Annotated in this window: 18 protein-coding genes and 1 pseudogene; 3 read left to right on the top strand and 16 right to left on the bottom strand. The window is 58.8% G+C overall.

The features are described from left to right. Positions 1 to 155: 155 nt before the first annotated feature. Together FQ185_RS13845 and nhaA are read right to left on the bottom strand one after the other, a co-directional pair. Positions 156 to 513, bottom strand: a pseudogene (locus FQ185_RS13845) (S-type pyocin domain-containing protein); the annotation flags it as partial. A 166-nt stretch (positions 514 to 679) separates the two neighbouring features. Then, positions 680 to 1,870: a Na+/H+ antiporter NhaA gene (gene nhaA / locus FQ185_RS13840; RefSeq protein ID WP_149417888.1), complete on the bottom strand. Its 1,191-nt coding sequence runs from the start codon at positions 1,868 to 1,870 to the stop codon at positions 680 to 682. Positions 1,871 to 2,117: 247 nt separating this feature from the next. Between nhaA and FQ185_RS13835 the strand changes: the two genes are divergently transcribed. After that, positions 2,118 to 3,215, top strand: coding sequence for a PLP-dependent cysteine synthase family protein (locus tag FQ185_RS13835; RefSeq protein ID WP_178113537.1), 1,098 nt, complete (start codon positions 2,118 to 2,120; stop codon positions 3,213 to 3,215). A gap of 48 nt (positions 3,216 to 3,263) precedes the next feature. Here the strand turns inward: FQ185_RS13835 and FQ185_RS13830 are convergent, their stop codons facing one another. From FQ185_RS13830 to FQ185_RS13820, 3 genes are all read right to left on the bottom strand, one after another. After that, positions 3,264 to 4,877: an NAD(P)/FAD-dependent oxidoreductase gene (locus tag FQ185_RS13830; protein WP_149417886.1), complete on the bottom strand. Its 1,614-nt coding sequence runs from the start codon at positions 4,875 to 4,877 to the stop codon at positions 3,264 to 3,266. A 95-nt stretch (positions 4,878 to 4,972) separates the two neighbouring features. Then, positions 4,973 to 5,638, bottom strand: coding sequence for a COG3650 family protein (locus FQ185_RS13825; protein ID WP_149417885.1), 666 nt, complete (start codon positions 5,636 to 5,638; stop codon positions 4,973 to 4,975). Between the two features lie 59 nt (positions 5,639 to 5,697). Further along, positions 5,698 to 6,297 (bottom strand): short chain dehydrogenase, encoded by a 600-nt coding sequence (locus tag FQ185_RS13820; protein ID WP_149417884.1) that lies wholly within the window; start codon positions 6,295 to 6,297, stop codon positions 5,698 to 5,700. A gap of 105 nt (positions 6,298 to 6,402) precedes the next feature. On the opposite strand from FQ185_RS13820, the gene FQ185_RS13815 reads away from it, so the two are divergent. Beyond that, entirely contained in the window at positions 6,403 to 7,311 is a 909-nt protein-coding gene (locus tag FQ185_RS13815; RefSeq protein WP_149417883.1) for a LysR family transcriptional regulator, read from the top strand. Between the two features lie 92 nt (positions 7,312 to 7,403). Here the strand turns inward: FQ185_RS13815 and FQ185_RS13810 are convergent, their stop codons facing one another. The 10 genes from FQ185_RS13810 to FQ185_RS13765 form a co-directional block, all read right to left on the bottom strand. After that, positions 7,404 to 9,623, bottom strand: coding sequence for a hypothetical protein (locus FQ185_RS13810; protein ID WP_149417882.1), 2,220 nt, complete (start codon positions 9,621 to 9,623; stop codon positions 7,404 to 7,406). Positions 9,624 to 9,732: 109 nt separating this feature from the next. Next, on the bottom strand, positions 9,733 to 10,227 hold the full coding sequence (locus FQ185_RS13805; RefSeq protein ID WP_149417881.1) for a DoxX family protein: 495 nt from the start codon (positions 10,225 to 10,227) through the stop codon (positions 9,733 to 9,735). Then, the gene (locus tag FQ185_RS13800; RefSeq protein ID WP_149417880.1) at positions 10,224 to 10,985 is read right to left on the bottom strand and encodes a DUF2063 domain-containing protein; all 762 of its coding nucleotides are present in this window, start codon (positions 10,983 to 10,985) and stop codon (positions 10,224 to 10,226) included. Before FQ185_RS13800 ends, FQ185_RS13805 begins: the two co-directional genes overlap by 4 nt. Beyond that, the gene (locus FQ185_RS13795; protein WP_149417879.1) at positions 10,982 to 11,836 is read right to left on the bottom strand and encodes a DUF692 domain-containing protein; all 855 of its coding nucleotides are present in this window, start codon (positions 11,834 to 11,836) and stop codon (positions 10,982 to 10,984) included. Before FQ185_RS13795 ends, FQ185_RS13800 begins: the two co-directional genes overlap by 4 nt. Before the next feature lie 30 nt (positions 11,837 to 11,866). Beyond that, a complete protein-coding gene (locus FQ185_RS13790; RefSeq protein WP_149417878.1) occupies positions 11,867 to 12,172 on the bottom strand; it encodes a DUF2282 domain-containing protein in 306 nt (101 codons plus the stop codon). 216 nt (positions 12,173 to 12,388) lie between these two features. After that, positions 12,389 to 13,090, bottom strand: a complete 702-nt coding sequence (locus FQ185_RS13785; RefSeq protein WP_059407957.1) for an ABC transporter ATP-binding protein — start codon at positions 13,088 to 13,090, stop codon at positions 12,389 to 12,391. Continuing rightward, positions 13,091 to 13,858, bottom strand: coding sequence for a high-affinity branched-chain amino acid ABC transporter ATP-binding protein LivG (gene livG / locus FQ185_RS13780; RefSeq protein ID WP_149417877.1), 768 nt, complete (start codon positions 13,856 to 13,858; stop codon positions 13,091 to 13,093). Next, entirely contained in the window at positions 13,855 to 15,111 is a 1,257-nt protein-coding gene (locus tag FQ185_RS13775) for a high-affinity branched-chain amino acid ABC transporter permease LivM (RefSeq protein WP_149417876.1), read from the bottom strand. Before FQ185_RS13775 ends, livG begins: the two co-directional genes overlap by 4 nt. Further along, positions 15,108 to 16,031, bottom strand: coding sequence for a high-affinity branched-chain amino acid ABC transporter permease LivH (gene livH, locus FQ185_RS13770; RefSeq protein WP_149417875.1), 924 nt, complete (start codon positions 16,029 to 16,031; stop codon positions 15,108 to 15,110). The genes FQ185_RS13775 and livH overlap by 4 nt, the downstream gene beginning before the upstream one ends. A 232-nt stretch (positions 16,032 to 16,263) precedes the next feature. Then, positions 16,264 to 17,391, bottom strand: coding sequence for a branched-chain amino acid ABC transporter substrate-binding protein (locus FQ185_RS13765; RefSeq protein ID WP_149417874.1), 1,128 nt, complete (start codon positions 17,389 to 17,391; stop codon positions 16,264 to 16,266). A gap of 338 nt (positions 17,392 to 17,729) precedes the next feature. On the opposite strand from FQ185_RS13765, the gene FQ185_RS13760 reads away from it, so the two are divergent. Beyond that, positions 17,730 to 18,035 carry a DUF2288 domain-containing protein gene (locus tag FQ185_RS13760; protein WP_149417873.1) on the top strand — a complete coding sequence of 102 codons (306 nt, stop codon included), beginning with the start codon at positions 17,730 to 17,732 and terminating at the stop codon, positions 18,033 to 18,035. Between the two features lie 309 nt (positions 18,036 to 18,344). Here the strand turns inward: FQ185_RS13760 and FQ185_RS13755 are convergent, their stop codons facing one another. Continuing rightward, positions 18,345 to 20,540, bottom strand: coding sequence for a hypothetical protein (locus FQ185_RS13755; RefSeq protein WP_149417872.1), 2,196 nt, complete (start codon positions 20,538 to 20,540; stop codon positions 18,345 to 18,347). Positions 20,541 to 20,692: the final 152 nt, after the last annotated feature.

Here is a 20,692-nt window from a genome sequence, read left to right as displayed (position 1 = left end):
AAAAGGAAGGAAAGTATTAATATCGCGCATAAGAACGCCGGTTTGTTAGATGTGTTTGCTCGCACGAACATCATCAATCAAATCGGCGTTCTTGTTTCTGTGTTTCCCGGGATTCCGTGAAGAACCAAAAAAAACCCCGATCAGGTGACGTCGGGGTTTACCATTTCCCAATCACGGTGCTTTCCGGTGTAGAAACCGTAGCCCTTGAGACTGCCATCAGCCTGTTGCTCTACCTGTAGACGAACACGTTCTGGCCTGTTTCAAACTGCGCAATTGATCTTCGGTGTAGAGGGCGTTGTCGCCCAGGCTTGACGTCCAGAACAGCGCGACCACGCCGGCCAATGCTGCAGCTCCAGAGGCGCCAATTGCTGCGGCGGGAACGGCGAGCTCCGGCGCGCTGAGTGCAAGGCGGCCGATGCCAAGCGAGAGGGTGCTGCCACTGATGGTTTCGAGACTTAGCAGACCTGCATCGTCTACCTTGCGAGCGCTGAGCCAGGCGACTTCGCCGTAATCGCCTGACGGAGGGTTCTGAACCCGGGGGATGTCCTTATTGCCAGCCACTGATCTTCCTTGCGTTCGTACATCGACAGCCCCCAACAAAGGGGCTGTGCGACGTTAACGAACGAGGCTGATCGTGGCTGTAGGACGAGTCTTGAATGACTCTGGGAGCTGTCTCTGTTTAGCAGGATTGCAGCACGGCGCTCTTGCGACTCGCCGCCGCAGTCACCGCATAACCGATCAACGCCGCCAGAATCGAACCGGTCAAAATCCCCATGCGATCCATCCCGGCGTATTCGCTGGCGCCGGGCACGAAGGCCAGGGAGCCGACAAACAGACTCATGGTGAAGCCAATCCCGCAAAGGATTGCCACGCCCAACACCTGGCCCCAACTGGCGCCTTGGGGCAGGGCGGCGATGCCGGTTTTTACTGCCAGCCAGGTCAGGCCGAAGACGCCGAGAGTTTTGCCGAGCAGCAGGCCTACTGCGATGCCCATTGGTACGTGATGGGTGAAGCTTTCCACGGTCACGCCGCTCAAGGACAGGCCGGCGTTGGCAAAGGCGAACAGCGGCAGGATGCCGTAGGCCACCCATGGATGCAGGGCGTGTTCGAGCGTCAGCAGCGGCGAAGTCTCGGCGTTTTTGGTGCGTAGTGGAATGCAGAACGCCAGGGTTACACCGGCCAGTGTCGCGTGGACACCGCTCTTGAGCACGCAAACCCAAAGGATCAGGCCGATGATCATGTACGGCCCGAGCTTGACCACCCCGAGCCGGTTCATCGCGATCAGTGCCACGATGCACGTTGCGGCCAGAGACAGTGAAAGGGTCGAGAGCGTACCCGAGTAGAAGATCGCAATGACGATGATTGCGCCGAGGTCGTCAATAATCGCCAAAGTCATCAGGAAAAGCTTCAGCGATACCGGTACCCGCTTGCCCAACAGGGCGAGGACTCCGAGGGCGAAGGCGATGTCGGTGGCCATCGGGATGGCCCAGCCGCCCAGGGCTGCCGGGTCATCGCGGTTCAAAAACCAGTAGAGCAACGCCGGCACCACCATGCCGCCAATCGCTGCCGCGCCGGGCAGGACAATCTGCGAAGGCTTGGACAGTTGTCCGTCAAGGACTTCGCGCTTCACTTCCAGGCCGATCAGCAGGAAGAATAGGGCCATCAGGCCGTCGTTGATCCACAACAGCGCCGGTTTGGCGATTTGCAGCGCACCGATCTGCGCCACCACCGGAGTGTCCAGAAAACTGCTGTAAAGCCACGACAGCGGGGAATTGTTGATGATCAAAGCCAGGGCCGCAGCGGCGATCAGTAACAGACCGCTGGCAGCTTCCAACTGAAAGAAACGCGTGAAAGTGCTACGCAGAGGCAAGGTCGCTCTCCATCGATGAATTCAAAAGGTGGCACACCCTAACCCGTACCGTTAGTTGTTAAAACAAAAGATATATTCTTTTTTGTTATATGCCGTAACAGCGCTAATTAGCAACACGGACCTGAGCCTAGCAGTTGCCGGACGTATTGGGCCTCAGCTGTATCTGTGCGTTACGTAGGATTTTTCCTAAGCTTGTTGACTGAGCCTTGCAACAAGGCCGCCTCTTGCCCGATTCAACGAGAAAACCATCATGAGCGACAACCGACAGTGGGCCCGCGAAGCCATCCGGATCATCGAAGCCGACTTCCAGCGCAGCGCCGACACCCACCTGATCCCCTTGCCGCTGCCGGGTTTGCCGGGCATCGAGTTGTATTTCAAGGATGAGTCCAGTCACCCCACCGGCAGCTTGAAGCATCGGTTGGCCCGCTCGTTGTTTCTCTATGCACTGTGTAACGGCTGGCTCAAACCCGGAGCTCCGGTCATCGAAGCTTCCAGCGGTTCGACGGCGATTTCCGAGGCGTACTTCGCTCGTTTGCTGGGCTTGCCGTTCATTGCGGTGATGCCGGCAACGACGTCCAAAGAGAAGATTGCGCAGATCGCTTTCTACGGCGGCAAGAGTCATTTGGTTGACGATCCGACGCAGATCTACGCCGAATCCGAACGCTTGGCTCGTGAACATGACGGGCATTTCATCGACCAGTTCACCTACGCCGAACGCGCCACCGACTGGCGCGCGAACAACAACATCGCCGAATCGATCTTCCAGCAAATGCGCTTCGAACAGCACCCCGAGCCGAGCTGGCTGATTTCCAGCCCCGGCACCGGCGGCACCACCGCGACGCTGGGTCGCTACGTGCGTTATCGCCAGCATTGCACCCGCGTGCTGTGTGCCGATGCCGAGCGCTCGGTGTTCTTTGATTACTACCAGACGGGTGATGCCAGCCTGCGACTGGATCATGGTTCGCGGATTGAAGGGATTGGGCGGCCGCGGGTTGAGGCATCGTTCCTGCCCAAGGTGATTGATGCGATGGTCAAGGTGCCGGACGCGTTGTCTCTGGCGGCCATGCATTACCTGGCGCAGCGCTTGGGTCGACGTGTGGGCGGGTCGAGCGGGACCAACCTGATCGGCGCCTTGATGGCGGCCCGGCAGATGGTTGCGGCGGGGGAGTCGGGGTCGATCGTGGCGATTTTGTGCGACGGCGGCGAGCGTTATGAGACCAGCTATTACGATCAGGCCTGGCTCAAGACTCAGGGGTATGAGTTGAGTGGTTTGATCGATGCCGTGGCGGCGAGCGTCGAGCGCGGCGAGCCGTTACCGGCCACCGTACTGCGCGCCAATATCTGACACGACGATCGTTCCCACGCAGAGCGTAGGAACGATCATCATCTCGCGTCAGGCTTCCAGGCCGAGGATGTCTCGCGCTACGGCTTCAGCAATTCGAACCCCGTCCACACCCGCCGACAGAATCCCACCCGCATAGCCCGCACCTTCACCTGCGGGGAACAAGCCTTTCACGTTCAAGCTCTGCATCGACTCGTTACGGGTAATGCGCAACGGCGACGACGTGCGCGTCTCGATCCCGGTCAACACCGCGTCGTGCAGCGAATAGCCACGAATCTGTTTCTCGAACGCCGGCAAGGCTTCGCGAATGGCTTCGATGGCGAACGCCGGCAAGGCCAACGCCAAATCACCCAAGGCAACGCCCGGTTTGTAGGACGGCTCAACGCTGCCCAACTCGGTAGACGGTTTGCCCGCGATGAAGTCGCCAACCAGTTGCGCTGGCGCTTCGTAGTTGCTGCCGCCCAGCACGTAGGCGTGGGACTCCAGACGTTCCTGCAGCTCGATGCCGGCGAGCGGACCGCCCGGATAATCGACTTCCGGGGTGATCCCGACGACGATCCCGGAGTTGGCGTTGCGTTCGTTGCGCGAGTACTGGCTCATGCCGTTGGTGACCACGCGGCCCGGCTCGGACGTCGCCGCCACCACGGTGCCGCCCGGGCACATGCAGAAGCTGTAGACCGAACGGCCGTTGCTGGCGTGGTGCACCAGTTTGTAGTCGGCAGCGCCGAGTTTCGGGTGGCCGGCGTATTTGCCCAGGCGTGCGCGGTCGATCAGCGATTGTGGGTGCTCGATGCGGAAACCCACCGAGAACGGCTTGGCTTCCATGAACACGCCACGGCTGTGAAGCATTCGGAAGGTGTCCCGGGCGCTGTGACCGAGGGCCAGAATCACGTGTTTCGAATGGATCTGTTCGCCGCCATTGAGTTCAACGCCAACCAATTGGCCGTCTTCGATCAACACGTCGGTGACCCGCTGCTGAAAGCGCACTTCGCCACCCAACGCACGGATCTGCTCACGCATGTTTTCCACAACGCCGGTCAGTCGGAACGTACCGATATGCGGTTTGCTGACGTAGAGGATTTCTTCCGGCGCGCCGGCCTTGACGAACTCATGCAGGACTTTGCGCCCGATGAACTTCGGATCCTTGATCTGGCTGTAGAGCTTGCCGTCGGAGAACGTCCCCGCGCCGCCTTCACCAAACTGCACGTTGGACTCGGGGTTGAGCACGCTTTTACGCCACAGGCCCCAGGTGTCCTTGGTGCGCTGACGCACTTCGGTGCCGCGCTCGAGGATGATTGGCTTGAAGCCCATTTGCGCCAGCAGCAGCCCGGCGAAAATCCCGCACGGGCCGAAGCCGACGACGACTGGGCGTTGCTGCAGATCGGCCGGCGCCTGGCCGACCGCTTTGTAGCTGACATCCGGTGCCACGTTGACGTTACGGTCATCGGCGAACGTGTGCAGCACCGCCGCCTCATCGCGAACGTTAAGGTCGATGGTGTAGATGAAGCACAGTTCGGAGGATTTTTTACGCGCATCGTAGCTGCGCTTGAACAAGGTGAAATCGAGCAGGTCATCACTGGCGATGCCCAGACGCTGCACGATGGCAGGGCGCAGGTCCTCTTCGGGATGGTCGATCGGCAACTTGAGTTCGGTGATTCGTAACATGACAGGATCCGGTTCGCGGGGCGCACAACTGCGCCAAGGCGTTTGAAGCCGGCGATTATAAGCCTCAAAGAATGATTCCCGTGAGGCTAAAACGATCAGTCGTCGCGCGATCCGCCGAAATACCCGCAACCGCGCTGAACCTGGCCATCGATGCGCAGTTCGGCGCTCATGTGCTGAACGCTACCGGTGCTGCTGTCGACGCAACGTTGCGGCGCGACCCAGAGTTCGATGTGCTGGTTGTTGGCTTCGGTGCTGAGATTAAAGCGGCCATCGCCCAGTTGCTCTTCGACGTAGGGCAGGGCCAATGGTGGCTGACCGGCGCGGTCGATGACCATGCCTTTGCCGCTGACTTTGACGTTCCACTCAGGCCCATGGCCGGCGGCGCGCAGGATCAGCGCTTTGAAATTGGGATCGTTGCACGCAGTGCCCGAGCGTTCGACGCGGTACAACTGCGCAAGATCAAGGCGGCTATCGGCACCGCTGGCAACGATTCGGCCACGCACGTCGGCGAACAATTTGCCCTGCGCATCGGCCAGCGTCGCGGCCTCTTGCAGGACGCTGGTGCCGCCGGTGTCGTTGACCACATAACTGCGCTGTTCGTTGCACGGCTGGAACAGCAGCTTGCCGTCGGCCGCCGTCAACTGGCCTTGCATGCGGGTCTGGCCCACGTGGGAGGCACTTTCGCGAGGGCCATCGAGCAATTGGCAGGCAGCAAACAGCGGAAGCAGGGCGACAAGGACTAGGGAACGGGCAACACGCATCTTTGGGTCTCCAGACAAGTGCTGCCACGTTACGCAGCCTGACCGTTCATCACAAGGGCTTAGCCCACGTGAAAGGTCTGACCTGTTTGCAAGCCTTCGACACTTTTGGCGTAGGCCAATGCCACATCCGCTGCCGGAACCGGTTTGTAGCCACGGAAGTACGGCGCGTAGCTGCCCATGGCTTCGAGCAGAACGGTAGGGCTCACCGAGTTCACCCGCAGGCCGCGAGGCAGTTCGATGGCGGCGGCGCGGACGAAGCTGTCAAGTGCGCCATTCACCAGCGCTGCCGAGGCACCACTGCGAATCGGGTCGTGGCTGAGCACGCCGGTGGTGAAGGTGAACGAGGCGCCGTCATTGGCGAATTCGCGGCCGATCAGCAACAGGTTGACCTGGCCCATCAGCTTGTCTTTCAGGCCCAGGGCAAAGCTGTCTTCATTCATTTCGTCCAGCGGCGCGAAGGTGACGTTGCCGGCGGCGCAAACCAGCGCATCGAACTTGCCGGTTTGTTCGAACAGTTTGCGAATCGAGGCGCTGTCGCTGATATCCACATGAAAATCGCCACTGTTACGGCCAATGCGGATGATCTCGTGACGCTCGGACAGCTCCTTGTCGACCGCCGAACCGATGGTGCCGCCTGCGCCTATCAAAAGAATTTTCATCGTGCTGTTCCTCGAAATGCTTGAACGAGGTTGCAGTCTAGAGTGGTTTTTTCTATTGATAAGCGCGCTAATAGGCAACCTTTGGTTTTCAAATGGAAACAATCCATGAGCGAGATGGATGATCTGGCGGCGTTCGCGGTGTTGATCGAGGCCGGCAGTTTTACCTTGGCGGCGCAGCAACTGGGTTGCAGCAAGGGCCAGTTGTCCAAGCGCATCAGTCTGTTGGAAGCGCGATTTTCCGTGGTCCTGCTGCAACGCACCACCCGTCGTTTGAGCCTGACCGCTGCTGGCGCGGCGTTGCTGCCTCAGGCCCAGGCACTGGTGATTCAAGTGGAGAGGGCACGTCAGGCATTGGCGCGGTTGAAAGACGATATGGCCGGGCCGGTGCGTATGACGGTTCCGGTTTCCTTGGGCGAAACTTTCTTCGATGGCTTGCTGCTGGAGTTTTCCCACCAGTATCCACAGGTGCAGATCGAGCTGGACCTCAACAACAGCTTTCACGACTTGTCCCGCGACGGTTTTGACCTGGCGATTCGCTCCGAGGTGGCCAATGACCAACGACTGGTTGCGCGCCCGCTGTTGGCCTGGCACGAAATGACCTGTGCCAGCCCGGCCTATCTCGAACAGTACGGCGAGCCGCTGACGCCTCAAGCATTGGCGGTGCATCGCTGCCTGCTTAACAGCCACTACAGCGGTCGCGAAGAATGGCTTTATCACCAACAACACGAATTGTTGCGGGTGCGGGTCTCGGGGCCGTTCGCCAGCAACCATTACAACCTGCTGAAAAAAGCCGCATTGGCCGGCGCCGGTATTGCGCGTTTGCCGTCGTACTTGCTGCAAGCGGAATTGGCTGACGGGCGATTGCGATGGCTCCTGCGCGACTATCAGACTCGCAGCATGCCCATGTACCTGGTGCATCCGTATCAGGGCGGTTTGCCGAAACGTACCCAAGTGCTGGCCGACTACCTGATCGGCTGGTTCAAACGCAGCGGCGAGGCGCTGGATCGGCTGTAGCCGCTGCCAACGCCTTTTTCAGTTGCGCTGCTGTCCCGGTTGATGATCGCCTGCCACTCAACTTCCAGACTGGCAGGCGATGGGCATCAGGTTTACTCCGCCCCGGACTCGGCCACCGTATTGCCTGCCATACCTTGCGATACGGCGGGTGCCAGGTAGGACACCTGTCTGAATAGCTCGTCCCGAACGGCATCGCTGTTTCCGCCGGATCCAGCCAGCCCCCACGTGACGACACGACCGTCGCTGGCCAATGCGACGAAGGCTTCGGCATTGCTGTAGATGGCCACCACGTTGACCAGTTGGTTGGCTACCCGACTGCTGTCCCCGCCCCACACCGGATTGCCCCAGGTCACCACTGTGCCGTCCGCGCACAGGGCTGCAAACGCGCCATTGGTGGTGGCGAGTTGAACGATGTTGCGAAGCGCCGCAATCGATGCCGGAACCACACCGCCCTGAGCAGAATCGCCCCACGCCACAACCCGGTAGTCAGTCAATATCGCTGCAAACGCATAGCCCGCTCCAACGACATCAATGATGTTGTCGAGGGCGAGAATCGAGGCCGGCGCACTACCGCCCCAGTCCGGTCTTCCCCATGCCACCACATGGCCGCTGTCCAGATGGGCGACAAACGCATAGCCGGCGCTGATGATTCTGACGACATTACTGATGCTGACCGGTAGTTTTGCGCCTGCAGCTTCGGAGCCCCAGGCAACGACGGAGCCATCCGTACACAGCGCTGCAAAGGCATCATGGTTATTGACTACCTCAGCGATGTTGGTGAGCCTGGCAATGTCGGCGGGCACCAACCCCCCACGCAGCGCCTCACCCCATGCTCTCACCGATCCATCGGCAAGCTGCACGGCGAAGGCCGCGCCACTGGTAGAAACCTGGCGGATGTTTTTGAGCTGGCTGATGGCGGCGGGGACCAGGCCTCCGCAAGCGGGATTGCCCCAGGCGACCACCGAGCTATCGGCACGTAACGCAGCAATTGCCTGCCCGCCACTGCAAATCCGGCGAATGTCGCTGAGGACGGCAATCGCTTGGGGCACTTCGCCGCCCGTGATGGGATTTCCCCATGCCATTACGGAACCATTCGCGCGCAGTACGGCGAATGCCATGGAGGACCAAACCACTTCAATGACATCGCGAATCGGGATAATGGACGCGGGAAGGCTGCCGCCACTGGCCGACAGCCCCCAGGCCGTCAGCTTCCCATTGTCTTGCAGTGCCACAAACGCGGAATGAGCCAGGCTGAAGTTGTTGAGATCACACAGGCCATTCCCATAGAAGTTGGCTGGTTTGATTGCAACACTGCGCGCGCCATAGCGTACGTGCAGCAGACGTTCGGGCTGGGTGTCATCGAAGTGCGCAGTGGCCACCTCCTCGGTGGCACCCTCGTATCGCCAGCGCGCCCTGAGCGGTCGCCCGGTTCGCACGTCCAGTGCCGTTATGTAGCGCGAGCCACCTTTGTTCGCCCAATACTGCACCGACGCGACCCGTGCCCCCATGACGGACAACTCGCCGTCCACGGGATCAACCTCGGCCGTGATTTTCTTCGACCAGCGTCGCAGGTGTGTGGGGTTCCCCAACTGATCGGTGACGGTGTAGTTAATTGAAAGTGTCGAGGGTTTTTGAAGCGTGTTGTACATCTCCAACGTCAGGGTGATGACGTAAGGTTTGCCTTCTTCACCAGGCTGTACCGTGAAAAAAAACGGCACATTGTTGATCTCCAGTTTGATTCTGTCGTGGGGCCTTTTGAACGGATAGTCGAGTATCAGTTTGACCAAGCCATTAGTAAGCTCCTCGATACCGATCAGAGGCGGGTTGCCCAATTGCGATGCAAAAGCGATGTCCAGTGCCGGGTGGTCGCCGGTACCTGGCACCTCATTACCCCCCGGCAAGTTACGGTGGTATTGCACCCCCAGCTCTTTTGAATCAGTGAAGTTTCCACTGCCCCGCTGGTACCGAAGCTTTACGTCATTCAGTCCCTCGTTGAGCACTGACTGAGGAAGATTGAAATAGAACGGCTCGTTCCGATCAGCCGGTGCAACAAATTGGGTGGAAATCGGTTCGTCGTTCACCATCACGATAATGCTTTCGTAATCCGCATTCAGAGGCGGATCGCCTATGCCTTTTGTCGCGTTTTGTCGAGTGGGGTCTCGCGCAAGAGGGATGTCGAACGCAGCCTGCCGGAGACCGACGTAGTGGATTCCTGGTGACGGGGCAGGGTAGGGGGTGATCGGGTCTGTGGCGTTTGGAAATCGCGGAGGATCAATAGCCAAAACGCCTGGATTGGATTCATCGGTAGTCACGGGCGGCACCCTCGTCAATGAGCGGTTGGATGTCCCAGTCAATACTCAGTGAGCAATTCTGGCTACTGTCAGAATTAACAGGTTTAGGCGGGAATTCGACAAGCGGTTATCAGTCCGCGTAACGCTTGGCGACCAAGTGATCGATCGATAATTTGCCCGGCCCGATCGCCATCAAGTACAGCAGCACCGCCGCCCAGGTTCCGTGGGTGGGATACGCATTCGGATAAACGAAAAACTGAATCGCCAGGGTCATCCCCAGCAATGCCAATGCCGAAAAACGCGTGGCAAAGCCAATCAAAATCAGGGTCGGAAAAAAGTGCTCGGCGAACGCCGCCAGGTGCGCGGCGATCTCTGGCGACAGCAACGGCAGTTGATACTCGCTCTGGAACAACGCAATGGTCGAATCCGCCAGTCGCGGCACACCGAGCTCAAAGGTGCCTTCGAACAGGTCAATGGCCAGGCCTTCGACCTTGGTCTGCCCCGACTTCCAGAACACTGCTGCAATGGAGAAACGCGCAATGAAAGCGATCAGGCTGTGGGGGATTATTTGCAGCAGCACGATGGCACGATTGATGGGGTTCTGCGATCCAGTCCGGGTATTCATGGCGATACCTTGTTGTGACGTAAAAGGGTAATGGCGTTGTGGCTGATCAGCAGCGCCAGGGTTTGGCTGAGGTCGAACATGGGTGCGCACGCCAACGCTTGCGCCAGCGGCTGGCCGTTTCGCAAGTTCTGAATGAAAGCGCTGGCGCCGTGATCGATGGCAAAGACTTCAACCTCCAGACCGTTGCGCAACACCAGCGCGCTTTGCCCGTGGTTCAGATCAATGCCTGCCAGCGTTGCGTCTCGCTGATGGGCCGCCCAGATCGCGACCACGGCGAAGCTTGAATTCAACAGACTCAAGGATGGGTGAAGTTCGATGCTCAGCTGGCTCAGGGCTTGCGGGTCGGCCAGCGCTGCGCCGATCTGTTCATGGCTCAGGGCCTGCGCATCGGCGGCGTGACAGGCGGTTGTGCGCAACCGTTCCAATCGCGCGACATCTGCCAGATACGGCACGCTGGCTGCGGGCGCGAAGCCTTCGATGAACTCCGCCAGATCATTTGCGTAGTCGCTCATCAATGGGCTCTGAGGCGGATTGCTCTGCACGTAAACCGCTGCCATCGCACGGAAAAACTCATCGCCAACCAACTGCAAGATCACCGGGTAGCTGTCTGCCAATGCGTCAATCAAAGAGCTCTGCACATTGTTGCGATACACCGCGAAACGGCTGGCCGGATCCGCCCCGTTTGCACTGAACAAACCCTCGGGGCAAACCCGTTGCGGATCGAGCAGGGCAGCGGCGAAAGTCGCTTGTGTGCTCATGGCCGGGCCTCGGCGCATAGCAGCAACTCATCGGCCTGACGCGCCTCGGCGTGTAGCACGCTGAATGCCGGCAACTGGTTGTCGCGCTCGATCAGCGTCGCGATCGGGCCAATCCGCTCCAGCACGCGCAAGTACAGCGCCCACACAGCGTTGTCGATGGGCGCACCGTGATCGTCAATCAGCAGACGGTCACCGAGGCTGTCGGTGTCTTCTGCGGACCCTGCCAGATGTATCTCGTCTACAGCATGAAGGGGCAGGGCCTCGATGTAGGCCAACGGGTCGCGTCGGTGATTGATGCTCGACACGTAGACGTTGTTCACATCCAGCAATAACCCACAGCCGGTACGGCGAATGACTTCGGTGATGAAGTCTGCCTCGTCCAGCGTCGAGCGCTGGAATTCAAGATAGGTTGCGGGGTTCTCCAGCAGCATCGGGCGTTTGAGGGTGTTCTGCACTTGGTCGATGTGCTCGCAGACGCGGTTTAGCGTCGGCGTGTCATAGGCCAGGGGCAGCAGGTCATTGAGAAACACCGGGCCATGGCTGGACCAGGCCAGGTGTTCGGAAAAGGAGTGGGGCTGATAACGCTCGATCAGCTCGGCGAGCCGTTGCAGATGCCGCACATCCAGCGGACCTTCAGCACCGATCGATAGGCCGACGCCATGCAGCGACAACGGATACTGCTCGCGGATCAACCCCAGGTAATGATGAAACGGACCGCCGGCCACCATGTAGTTTTCGGCGTGGACTTCAAAGAAACCGATGTCCGGTTGTGTGCCGAGCACTTCATGAAAGTGCTCGGTCTTGAGCCCCAGCCCGGCGCGGGGCGGGAGCCCGAACGATAAATTGTTCATGGTCGACACTCAGGCGGGGGGGGGGGGCGATCAGGCTTTGGCTTTGAAGGCTTCCATCTGACCGAAACCGGTCGGCGAGGTCTTGCTTTCGGAGGTGGCGCAGGTGCCTTTAGGGACGAGTTTCCAGGCGTCGGCCTGGAAGTCGGTTTTCGATGTGCCGGCGCAGGTAGTGCCAGCACCCGCAGCGCAATCGTTTTTACCTTTGAGGGACACACCGAAGCATTTTTCCATGTCTGCGGAGGCGGCTTGGGCAGTGGAGACAGCGGCCATGCTCAGTGCAGAACCGAGGGCCAGAACCAGGGCGGTGGCGGACAGGGTGCGGGTGGTAGCAGTCATGATGTTTCTCCGAAAGTGAGCTTGGGTTCGCAAGCGTTTTTGCTTGCTTACGGCTCTAGAGGAACGTCATGGCGATGCGTTACAGCCCCAACAAAAAAACTTCAAAAAAATACCGAGACTGATCGTTCCTACGCTCCGCGTGGGAACGATCGGCTATCAATCGGCAGCCATAAAAAAAACGGCCCGAAGGCCGTTTTTTTTGTTCATCACAAAGACTCAACCACCCAGGTACGCTTCACGCACTTTCGGATCGGTCAGCAGCGCTTCACCGGTACCCTGCATCACTACCCGGCCGTTCTCCAGAACGTACGCACGGTCAGCAATCTTCAGCGCCTGGTTGGCGTTTTGCTCCACCAGGAACACCGTCACACCGTCCTTGCGCAGCTGTTCGATGATGTCGAAGATCTGCTGGATGATGATCGGTGCCAGGCCCAGCGACGGTTCGTCGAGCAGCAGCAGCTTGGGTTTGCTCATCAGTGCACGACCGATGGCGAGCATTTGCTGTTCGCCGCCGGACATCGTGCCACCGCGCTGGGCGAAGCGCTCTTTCAGGCGTGGGAAAAGTCCGAGAACCTTGTCCATCTGTTCCTGATAATCGCCCTTGTCGGTGAAGAACCCGCCCATGGCGAGGTTTTCTTCCACGGTCAGGCGGGCAAACACCCGACGACCTTCCGGGACCACGGCGATGCTCTTGCGCATGATCTGCGCCGAGGTCTGCCCCACGAGCTCTTCACCCATGTACTTGATGCTGCCGCTGTGGGCCTGCGGCGAACCGCAAAGGGTCATCAGCAAGGTCGATTTGCCTGCGCCGTTGGCACCGATCAGGGTGACGATTTCGCCCTGGCGGATTTCCACGTTGACGCTGTGCAGGGCCTGGATCTTGCCGTAGAAGGTGGAAACGTTTTCGAATTGCAGCATTTACGCTTCCCCCAGGTAGGCTTTGATCACTTCGGGATTGTCTCGGATCTGTTCCGGCGTGCCATCGGCCAAGGGCGTGCCCTGGTTGATCACGACGATGTGGTCGGAAATGCTCATGACCAGTTTCATGTCGTGTTCGATCAGCAGCACGGTGACGTTGTGCTCTTCACGCAACATGCTGATCAACGCCTTGAGGTCTTCGGTTTCCTTGGGGTTCAGGCCGGCTGCCGGTTCGTCGAGCATGAGGATCCGCGGGCGGGTCATCATGCAGCGGGCGATTTCCAGGCGACGTTGCTGACCGTAGGCCAGGGTGCCGGCCGGACGGTTGGCGAACGCCGTGAGGTTGACCTTGTCCAGCCAGAACTCGGCGAACTCCATGGCCTCGCGCTCGCTCTTGCGGAACGCCGGGGTCTTGAACAGACCGGCCAGGAAGTTGGTGTTCAGGTGACGGTGCTGGGCGATCAAGAGGTTCTCGACCGCGGTCATGTCCTTGAACAGCCGCACGTTCTGGAAGGTGCGCACCACGCCTTTGAGGGCGATCTTGTGGCCGGGCAGGCCCTGGATCGGCTCGCCGTCCAGCAGGATGCTGCCGCCACTCGGCTGATAGAAACCGGTCAGGCAGTTGAACACGGTGGTCTTGCCGGCGCCGTTGGGGCCGATCAGTGCCACGACCTGTTTTTCCTTCACGCTCAGGGCTACGCCGTTGACTGCCAGCAAGCCGCCGAAGCGCATGCTCAGGTTTTCTACTTTGAGGATCTCGCGGCTCATTTGCGCAACTCCATGTGAGGACGTTGCATGGGCAGCAGGCCTTGAGGACGCCAGATCATCATCAGCACCATCAAGGCGCCGAACATCAACATGCGGTACTCACTGAACTCACGCATCATTTCCGGCAACAGGATCATCACCACGGCAGCCAGGATCACGCCCAGTTGCGAGCCCATGCCACCCAATACCACGATGGCGAGAATGATCGCCGACTCGATAAAGGTGAAGGACTCCGGCGTCACCAGGCCCTGACGCGCAGCGAAGAAGCTGCCGGCGAAACCGGCGAAGCTGGCGCCCAGGGTGAAGGCCGACAGTTTGATGACTGTAGGATTGAGACCCAGTGCACGGCAGGCAATTTCGTCTTCACGCAGCGCTTCCCACGCGCGGCCCAGAGGCATACGCAGCAAACGGTTGATAACGAACAGCGCAGCCAGTGCCAGGAACAATGCAACCAGGTAAAGGAAAATCACCTTGTTGATCGAGTTGTACGCCAGGCCGAAGTACTCGTGGAAGGTTTGCATGCCTTCCGCGGCTTTACGTTCGAAGGTCAGGCCGAAGAATGTCGGTTTCTCGATGTTGCTGATGCCGTTCGGGCCACCGGTCACACTGGTCAGGTTACGCAGGAACAGACGAATGATTTCACCGAAGCCCAGGGTCACGATTGCCAGGTAGTCACCACGCAAACGCAGCACCGGGAAGCCGAGCAGGAAGCCGAAAGTGGCCGCCATCAGGCCGGCGATCGGCAGGCAGATCCAGAAGCTCAAGCCGTAGTAATGCGACAGCAGCGCATAACTGTAGGCGCCGACGGCGTAGAAACCGACATAACCAAGGTCAAGCAGACCGGCCAGGCCGACCACGATGTTCAGGCCGAGGCCGAGCATCACGTAGATCAGCACCAGGGTGGCGATATCCACCGCCCCGCGAGAGCCGAAGAACGGCCACACCAGTGCGCCGGCGATCAACGCGCTGATGATCCAGCGCTGGGTGGTCGGCAGGGTCAGGAAGTTGCTGGCCTTGGCCGGAATCAGCGGCATGCTTGGCGAAGACCGCCAGGCCGAGCTGATCTGCTGGTCGAACAGCACCCGCAGGAACATCAGCACCGAGCACACGGCGATGGTGATCAGGGTTGCATCACTGGTGCCATGGACTTCGAGGTTGATGCCGACGATGGTCAGTTTCAGACCGAGTACCGGGTAGGCCACGGCCCACACCAGCAAGGCGCTGAACAACGCCTGTTTAAGATTCCTAGTCATACTTTCTCAACCTCCGGACGGCCCAACAGGCCGGTTGGCCGGAACAACAACACCAGAACCAATAGACCGAACGCCACAACGTCCTTGTACTGGTCGCCGAAGATATCGGCACCAAAGGCTTCCGCCACCCCGAGCACGATCCCGCCGAGCATGGCGCCGGGGATGCTGCCGATACCGCCCAGTACCGCTGCGGTGAAGGCCTTGAGGCCAACCAGGAAACCGGCGTTCGGGTTGATCACGCCGTATTGCATGCTCAGCAGCACGGCGGCGATGGCCGCCAGTGCGGCACCGATGACGAAGGTCAGGGCGATGATGTTGTTGGTGTTGATACCCAGGAGGTTGGCCATCTTGATGTCTTCGGCACAGGCACGGCAGGCGCGACCCAGGCGAGAGCGGGAGATGAACAGCGTCAGGCCGAGCATGGCGACGAAGGTCACCACGAACACCACGATTTGCATGTAGGAAATCAGCACTTCTTGTGCGCCACCTGGCCCGAAGGAGATGTTACCGGGGATCAGGTTGGGGATGGATTTGTCCTTGGAGTCTTGCGCCAGCAGAACCGTGTTCTGCAGGAAGATCGACATGCCGATGGCGGAAATCAGCGGGATCAGACGGTTGCTGCCGCGCAATGGGCGGTAGGCGATCCGTTCGATGCTGTAGCCGTAGGCACTGGTCACGACGATGGTCGCGAGAAAAGCAGCGGTCATCAACAGCGGAACACTGTCGAGTCCCATCATGGTCAGGCCCGCAATGGCGATGAACGCCACATAGGAGCCAATCATGTACACCTCGCCGTGGGCGAAGTTGATCATTCCAATGATGCCGTAAACCATCGTATAGCCGATGGCGATCAGGGCATACGTGCTGCCAATGGTCAGACCATTAACCAGCTGTTGGAAGAAGTGATAGATGTCAGGCATTACAGCGCTCCTAAAAACCTGATACGCATTTCACTGGTGGAGTCATTTTCCCGCTCGAGCCCCGTGGATCTGCACCCACTTCGAATTCGAGATTTGCCAGCGAACCGCTGATGACGGTTTTGAGATTTTCAGGTGGGGAGACCGGCGGATCACGCCAGCGCGGCCCAATACGTTCGTAAAACAAAGCCCACGGCACGCCGTGGGCTTTATTGGCAGTCAGTCAGGCAACGCCTTACTGAGGCTTGGCTTCAGTTTTAGGTTTGCCGAAGTGCCACTCGTAAACCACAAATTTGAAGTCTTTCAGGTCGCCCTTGTCGTCGAAGCTCAGGTCGCCAGTCGGGGTTTTGAAGGTGCCCGCGTGAATGGCTTCAGCCACTTTGGCCGTGTCCTCGGACTTGGCGGTCTTGATGGCGTCAGCGATGACGGTCACAGCCGAGTAGGACGGGAACACGAACGGACCGCTCGGGTCTTCTTTCTTGGCTTTGAATGCGTCAGCCAGGGCGATGTTGGCCGGATCCTGGTCGAAGGATTTCGGCAGGGTTACCAGCAGACCTTCGGAAGCCTCTTTGGCGATCTGCGAAATGGAGTCGTTACCCACGCCTTCCGGACCCATGAACTTGGCTTTCAGGCCTTTTTCCTGGGCTTGACGCAGGATCAGACCCAGCTCCGGGTGGTAGCCGCCGTAGTAGACGAAGTCGACGTTGGCTTGCTTGAGCTTGGCTATGATCGACGAGAAGTCTTTGTCGCCGGCGTTGATGCCTTCGAACACGGCAACCTTGGTGCCTTTCTTCTCAAGAGTGGTTTTAACGGCGGTGGCGATGCCTTCACCGTATTGCTGTTTGTCGTGCAGAACAGCAACGATCTTCGGTTTTACGAAGTCGGCAATGTAGTTACCGGCGGCAGGGCCCTGGGCGCTGTCCAGACCGATGGTGCGGAACACCATTTTGTAACCACGGGAGGTGATGTCCGGGCTGGTGGCAGCCGGGGTAATCATGATCACGCCTTCGTCTTCGTAAATGTCCGAAGCCGGTTGAGTGGAGCTGGAGCACAGGTGACCGACCACGAACTTGACGCCGTCGTTGACGACTTTGTTCGCGACCGCTACCGCTTGTTTTGGATCACAGGCGTCATCGTATTCAACGGCTTCGAGTTTCTTGCCGTCTACGCCGCCTTTGGCGTTGATCTGTTCGATGGCCATTTTGGCGCCACTGAACTGCATGTCGCCGTATTGGGCTACAGGGCCGGTTTTAGGGCCGGCGATGCCGATCTTGATGGTGTCAGCTGCGAACGAATGGCTGGCAACCCCGGCCAGAACCATAGCGGCAAACAGTTTGGAAATCTGCTTAGTAGCCTTAGTCATAGTGCTCCACTCTTACTGTTGTAGTTTTTATAGTCCTGGCGCCGTAGCAGCAGAACCGGGTCAGATATCTTCGATATCCTCCGGAAAATGCCCCCGGCAACTGTACCGGTACAGTGTAGAGCGCCAATTGTTAGCCTGGGAAGCTGGCGCCAGGGGGCAAAACCAGGGGGTGTCGCTTTATTGAAAGAAAAAGACAGAATCGCGGCGGGGGTTATAGCTGAAATATCAGCAATCCTTGGCTTTGCTGCTCTTTTCGTTCGGTGTCTCAATTGCATCCGGGTTTTTCTGCCAGACCACCGACGTTATGATTACGTCAATTTCTTTTCCGGACAGGACCCATGACTCAAGAACCTAGCACCCTCTATGCCAAGCTGCTTGGTGAAACCGCATCTATTACCTGGAAGGAGCTGGAACCGTTCTTCGCCAAGGGTGCCCTGTTATGGGTCGACCCGGGTCTGGATTTGATCGCCGCGGCCGAGGCAGTGGCGACGGACGAAGGCGAGAAAGTGGCCGCCTGGCTGGCCGACGACAAAGTCGCCAAGCTGTCTGAAACGCGGGCGCTGGATCTTTTTGAACGCGATCCGGAGCTGTGGGCCGTAGTCGTTTCGCCGTGGATTATGATCCAGGAAAGGGCGACGAGCTGAAGGCTTGCACTCTATTGGTGCGCGCCGTTGTCGGGCAAAAGTGTGTAGCCGAGTAGCGTGATGGCATGTTGCCGTAGAGAAAGGCCACAGGCGGGCCAGCATCACGGTGACGTAAACGTAACGGGAACAGTTTATCGAGCAGCCGATTGGCTGCTTAATTGTTTCTGGATGTTGGAATTTATGGTGATTCTGATGCTGCCATCGTCGGAGCGCCGCCCGGAGCAAGCTCGCTCCCACAGGGGACCGCGTTCTTTCAGACGAATGCGATCAAATGTGGGGGCGGGCTTGCTCGCGACGAGCCATCACTGACTAAGCGGTCTTGCCGGTGTGGTTATTCAGCGAAATAACCTTGGTCTTGCCAATCCGGTGACGGTAGATCTCGCGCAGGTACTTGATCGCCTTCTTCACGCAATCGCGCGACAAACGAATGTCATTGATCGAGACAAACTTGTCCTTGTCGTTGATCAGCTCGCGGTACTTCTTCTCGTACATCGGTTTGATCGCGTACCAGTTGGTGTCGAGGATCTTCGCCGGGTTCTCGAACTCATTCAGCAGCTCGTCGATCCGGTCTTCGTCGAAGTCTTCGTTAATGATGAAGTCCAGGATCGAGTTATCCAGTGTCTCGTCAAAGCGGTACGGGTTTTTCGCGAAGCAACGCTTGATGAAGGCCACGATCAGCGTCAGGAAATCGTCCGACAGGCACGGGCTCTTGGCGATCAGGGTGGTCAACGACAAGTTGGCCGAGGCGCCAATCACCAACGCATAACGCTTGAGCGTCGTGTTGGGAAACAAGCTGTTGAGGTGGGTCTTCAACCGGTTCAGGTCCATGTAGGACAGCTTGTAGTCCTTGGGCAGCGAAACGATCGACACCACCGACGAACAGTTCTTGAAGAAGTGCAGGTCGTGCAACGCGGCCGCGTCATACCCCGAATTCTTGTACTGCTCCAGCGAGGCGCGATAACGCTTGGATTCGATCGGCAACAGGCTGATACCTTCGATCGCCTGTGTCACTTTGTTGAAGTGCGGCAAGTCGATGGAGCGGAAGAACAGATCATCGATGTTCAGCCGCTGCGGCTCTTTCTCGAACACCTTGAACTTGTCGCTGCTCGGCGGCGGCGTTTCCGGCACCACGGATTCGGCGTAGGCAATCGCCACCGGGCCGGCCAGACTCATGAACAGGTCGTTGGCATCCAGGCGAATGGTCTCGCCGATGTCGATGCCGGCGCGACGGAAATAGTTCTGGTCGTAGTCGGTAGTAACCGCCTGCGCCGTCAGAATGTTGAAGATCTGCTGTGAGATGTACTGGTTGGCGTGCTTTTCCATCGCGTTGACGTCGATGTTCTGAATATTGCCGTCATCGCTCTCTTCGGCATAACGCATGATGTCGTTGGAGATCAGCATCATCGCGTTCCATGGGCGGATTCGGCCCATGACGCTGGCTTCGCTGCTGTCTTCATTGGCAAAGTTGTAGGAAAAGTCCCACTCTTCCGACAGGTATTTGCACAGCAGCCGACCGGCGTTGATGTGCAGCGCCTCGGACATTTCGCTGCGGTGATCGGAGATGTTCGGCAACACACAAATGCCGCTGGTGAAGATCGGCTCGAAGACGAAGGAATGACCGCTCTTGCCGTCGTGCTCGTCTATCGGCTTGGTGTCGAATGTCTTGTTCATGTACGAGTGTTGCTGGGCCAGGCCGAATTCCGAGGCCATGCCCGAACCGGTACCGCCGCCAGCACTGAAGATCGAGAAATACAGGCGCGACTGGTTGGCCTTGATGCCGCAGCTGTCGATCAGGTACGAGTGAATCATCTTCCAGTCGGGGCTGGAGAAACGCTGGGTGTCCTTGTTCAAGATGATCTTGGCCAGGTATTGGCCGAGGATCGGCGCGTTACCGGCGCCTCCGGCGTGGACTTCCGACAAGTCCATGATTTTCATTTTGCTGTAGTCGCGCAAAAAGCCGCTTTTTTCGCCCTTGCGCGAGAAACGGATGCGACCGGCGATGTCTTTGTCCAGGTCGCCCAGCATCACCAGCGGCTCTACCAGAAACACCGGTTTGGTAGCTTTGTTCGTCCCCAGGCGCAGGTTGTTGCGAATCCACTGTGCCGGGCTATAGCCCTTTTCGGCGAAGCGTTTGTCCGGTGACAGACGGTCTTCGCTATTGAATTCGTTGAGGTAGAACTTGCGGGCGTTGTACACCAGTTCCGCGACGTCCAGCGCGATGTTCGAACCGCAGCGGCCCAGACCGATCAGGCACACCGAGGGGAATTCCTGATCGCTGTGATGTTCGCTGTCGCCTTCCAGATGCGGCGGGCGCGGGAACACCATGTCGCGCAGGCCGTCGAGGTTATCGAGGATACGGTCAGTGTTGGTTTCGGTGAAGTACAGGTATTGCTGAGTCGCCAGCGGGCGCGATGGAGCCAATGGCTTCGAGGGTGCGGGGCTGTTCGCCGCAGGGCTCAATGTCAGATCGGATATCGCAGTGGCCGGATTGTTTTTAGAAGTCATTGTGCGCCATGTACCTGGACTGGTTGGTTGGGCGACAGGCCGTCGTCAAACCATCACGGAATGGGAGCTCGCGGCTTTTTTCAGCGCGTATTTGGCCCAAGCGTCAGGGGGTTGGCCTGAAATATCACTCGGGGGAATCCTTTCCTTAGCCA

The sequence above is a fragment of the Pseudomonas sp. ANT_H12B genome (genome assembly GCF_008369325.1).
Lineage (GTDB): Bacteria > Pseudomonadota > Gammaproteobacteria > Pseudomonadales > Pseudomonadaceae > Aquipseudomonas.
This window is presented reverse-complemented; position numbering and strand designations above follow the sequence as displayed.

Bases quoted from the DNA above. Each gene is read 5' to 3' on its own strand.
- FQ185_RS13765 (WP_149417874.1), bottom strand. From the start codon at position 17,391: ATGACTAAGGCTACTAAGCAGATTTCCAAACTGTTTGCCGCTATGGTT.
- FQ185_RS13790 (WP_149417878.1), bottom strand. From the start codon at position 12,172: ATGACTGCTACCACCCGCACCCTGTCCGCCACCGCCCTGGTTCTGGCC.
- FQ185_RS13755 (WP_149417872.1), bottom strand. From the start codon at position 20,540: ATGACTTCTAAAAACAATCCGGCCACTGCGATATCCGATCTGACATTG.
- FQ185_RS13800 (WP_149417880.1), bottom strand. From the start codon at position 10,985: ATGAGCACACAAGCGACTTTCGCCGCTGCCCTGCTCGATCCGCAACGG.
- FQ185_RS13785 (WP_059407957.1), bottom strand. From the start codon at position 13,090: ATGCTGCAATTCGAAAACGTTTCCACCTTCTACGGCAAGATCCAGGCC.
- FQ185_RS13775 (WP_149417876.1), bottom strand. From the start codon at position 15,111: ATGACTAGGAATCTTAAACAGGCGTTGTTCAGCGCCTTGCTGGTGTGG.
- FQ185_RS13825 (WP_149417885.1), bottom strand. From the start codon at position 5,638: ATGCGTGTTGCCCGTTCCCTAGTCCTTGTCGCCCTGCTTCCGCTGTTT.
- FQ185_RS13805 (WP_149417881.1), bottom strand. From the start codon at position 10,227: ATGAATACCCGGACTGGATCGCAGAACCCCATCAATCGTGCCATCGTG.
- FQ185_RS13815 (WP_149417883.1), top strand. From the start codon at position 6,403: ATGAGCGAGATGGATGATCTGGCGGCGTTCGCGGTGTTGATCGAGGCC.
- FQ185_RS13830 (WP_149417886.1), bottom strand. From the start codon at position 4,877: ATGTTACGAATCACCGAACTCAAGTTGCCGATCGACCATCCCGAAGAG.
- FQ185_RS13820 (WP_149417884.1), bottom strand. From the start codon at position 6,297: ATGAAAATTCTTTTGATAGGCGCAGGCGGCACCATCGGTTCGGCGGTC.
- FQ185_RS13795 (WP_149417879.1), bottom strand. From the start codon at position 11,836: ATGAACAATTTATCGTTCGGGCTCCCGCCCCGCGCCGGGCTGGGGCTC.
- livG (WP_149417877.1), bottom strand. From the start codon at position 13,858: ATGAGCCGCGAGATCCTCAAAGTAGAAAACCTGAGCATGCGCTTCGGC.
- FQ185_RS13760 (WP_149417873.1), top strand. From the start codon at position 17,730: ATGACTCAAGAACCTAGCACCCTCTATGCCAAGCTGCTTGGTGAAACC.
- livH (WP_149417875.1), bottom strand. From the start codon at position 16,031: ATGCCTGACATCTATCACTTCTTCCAACAGCTGGTTAATGGTCTGACC.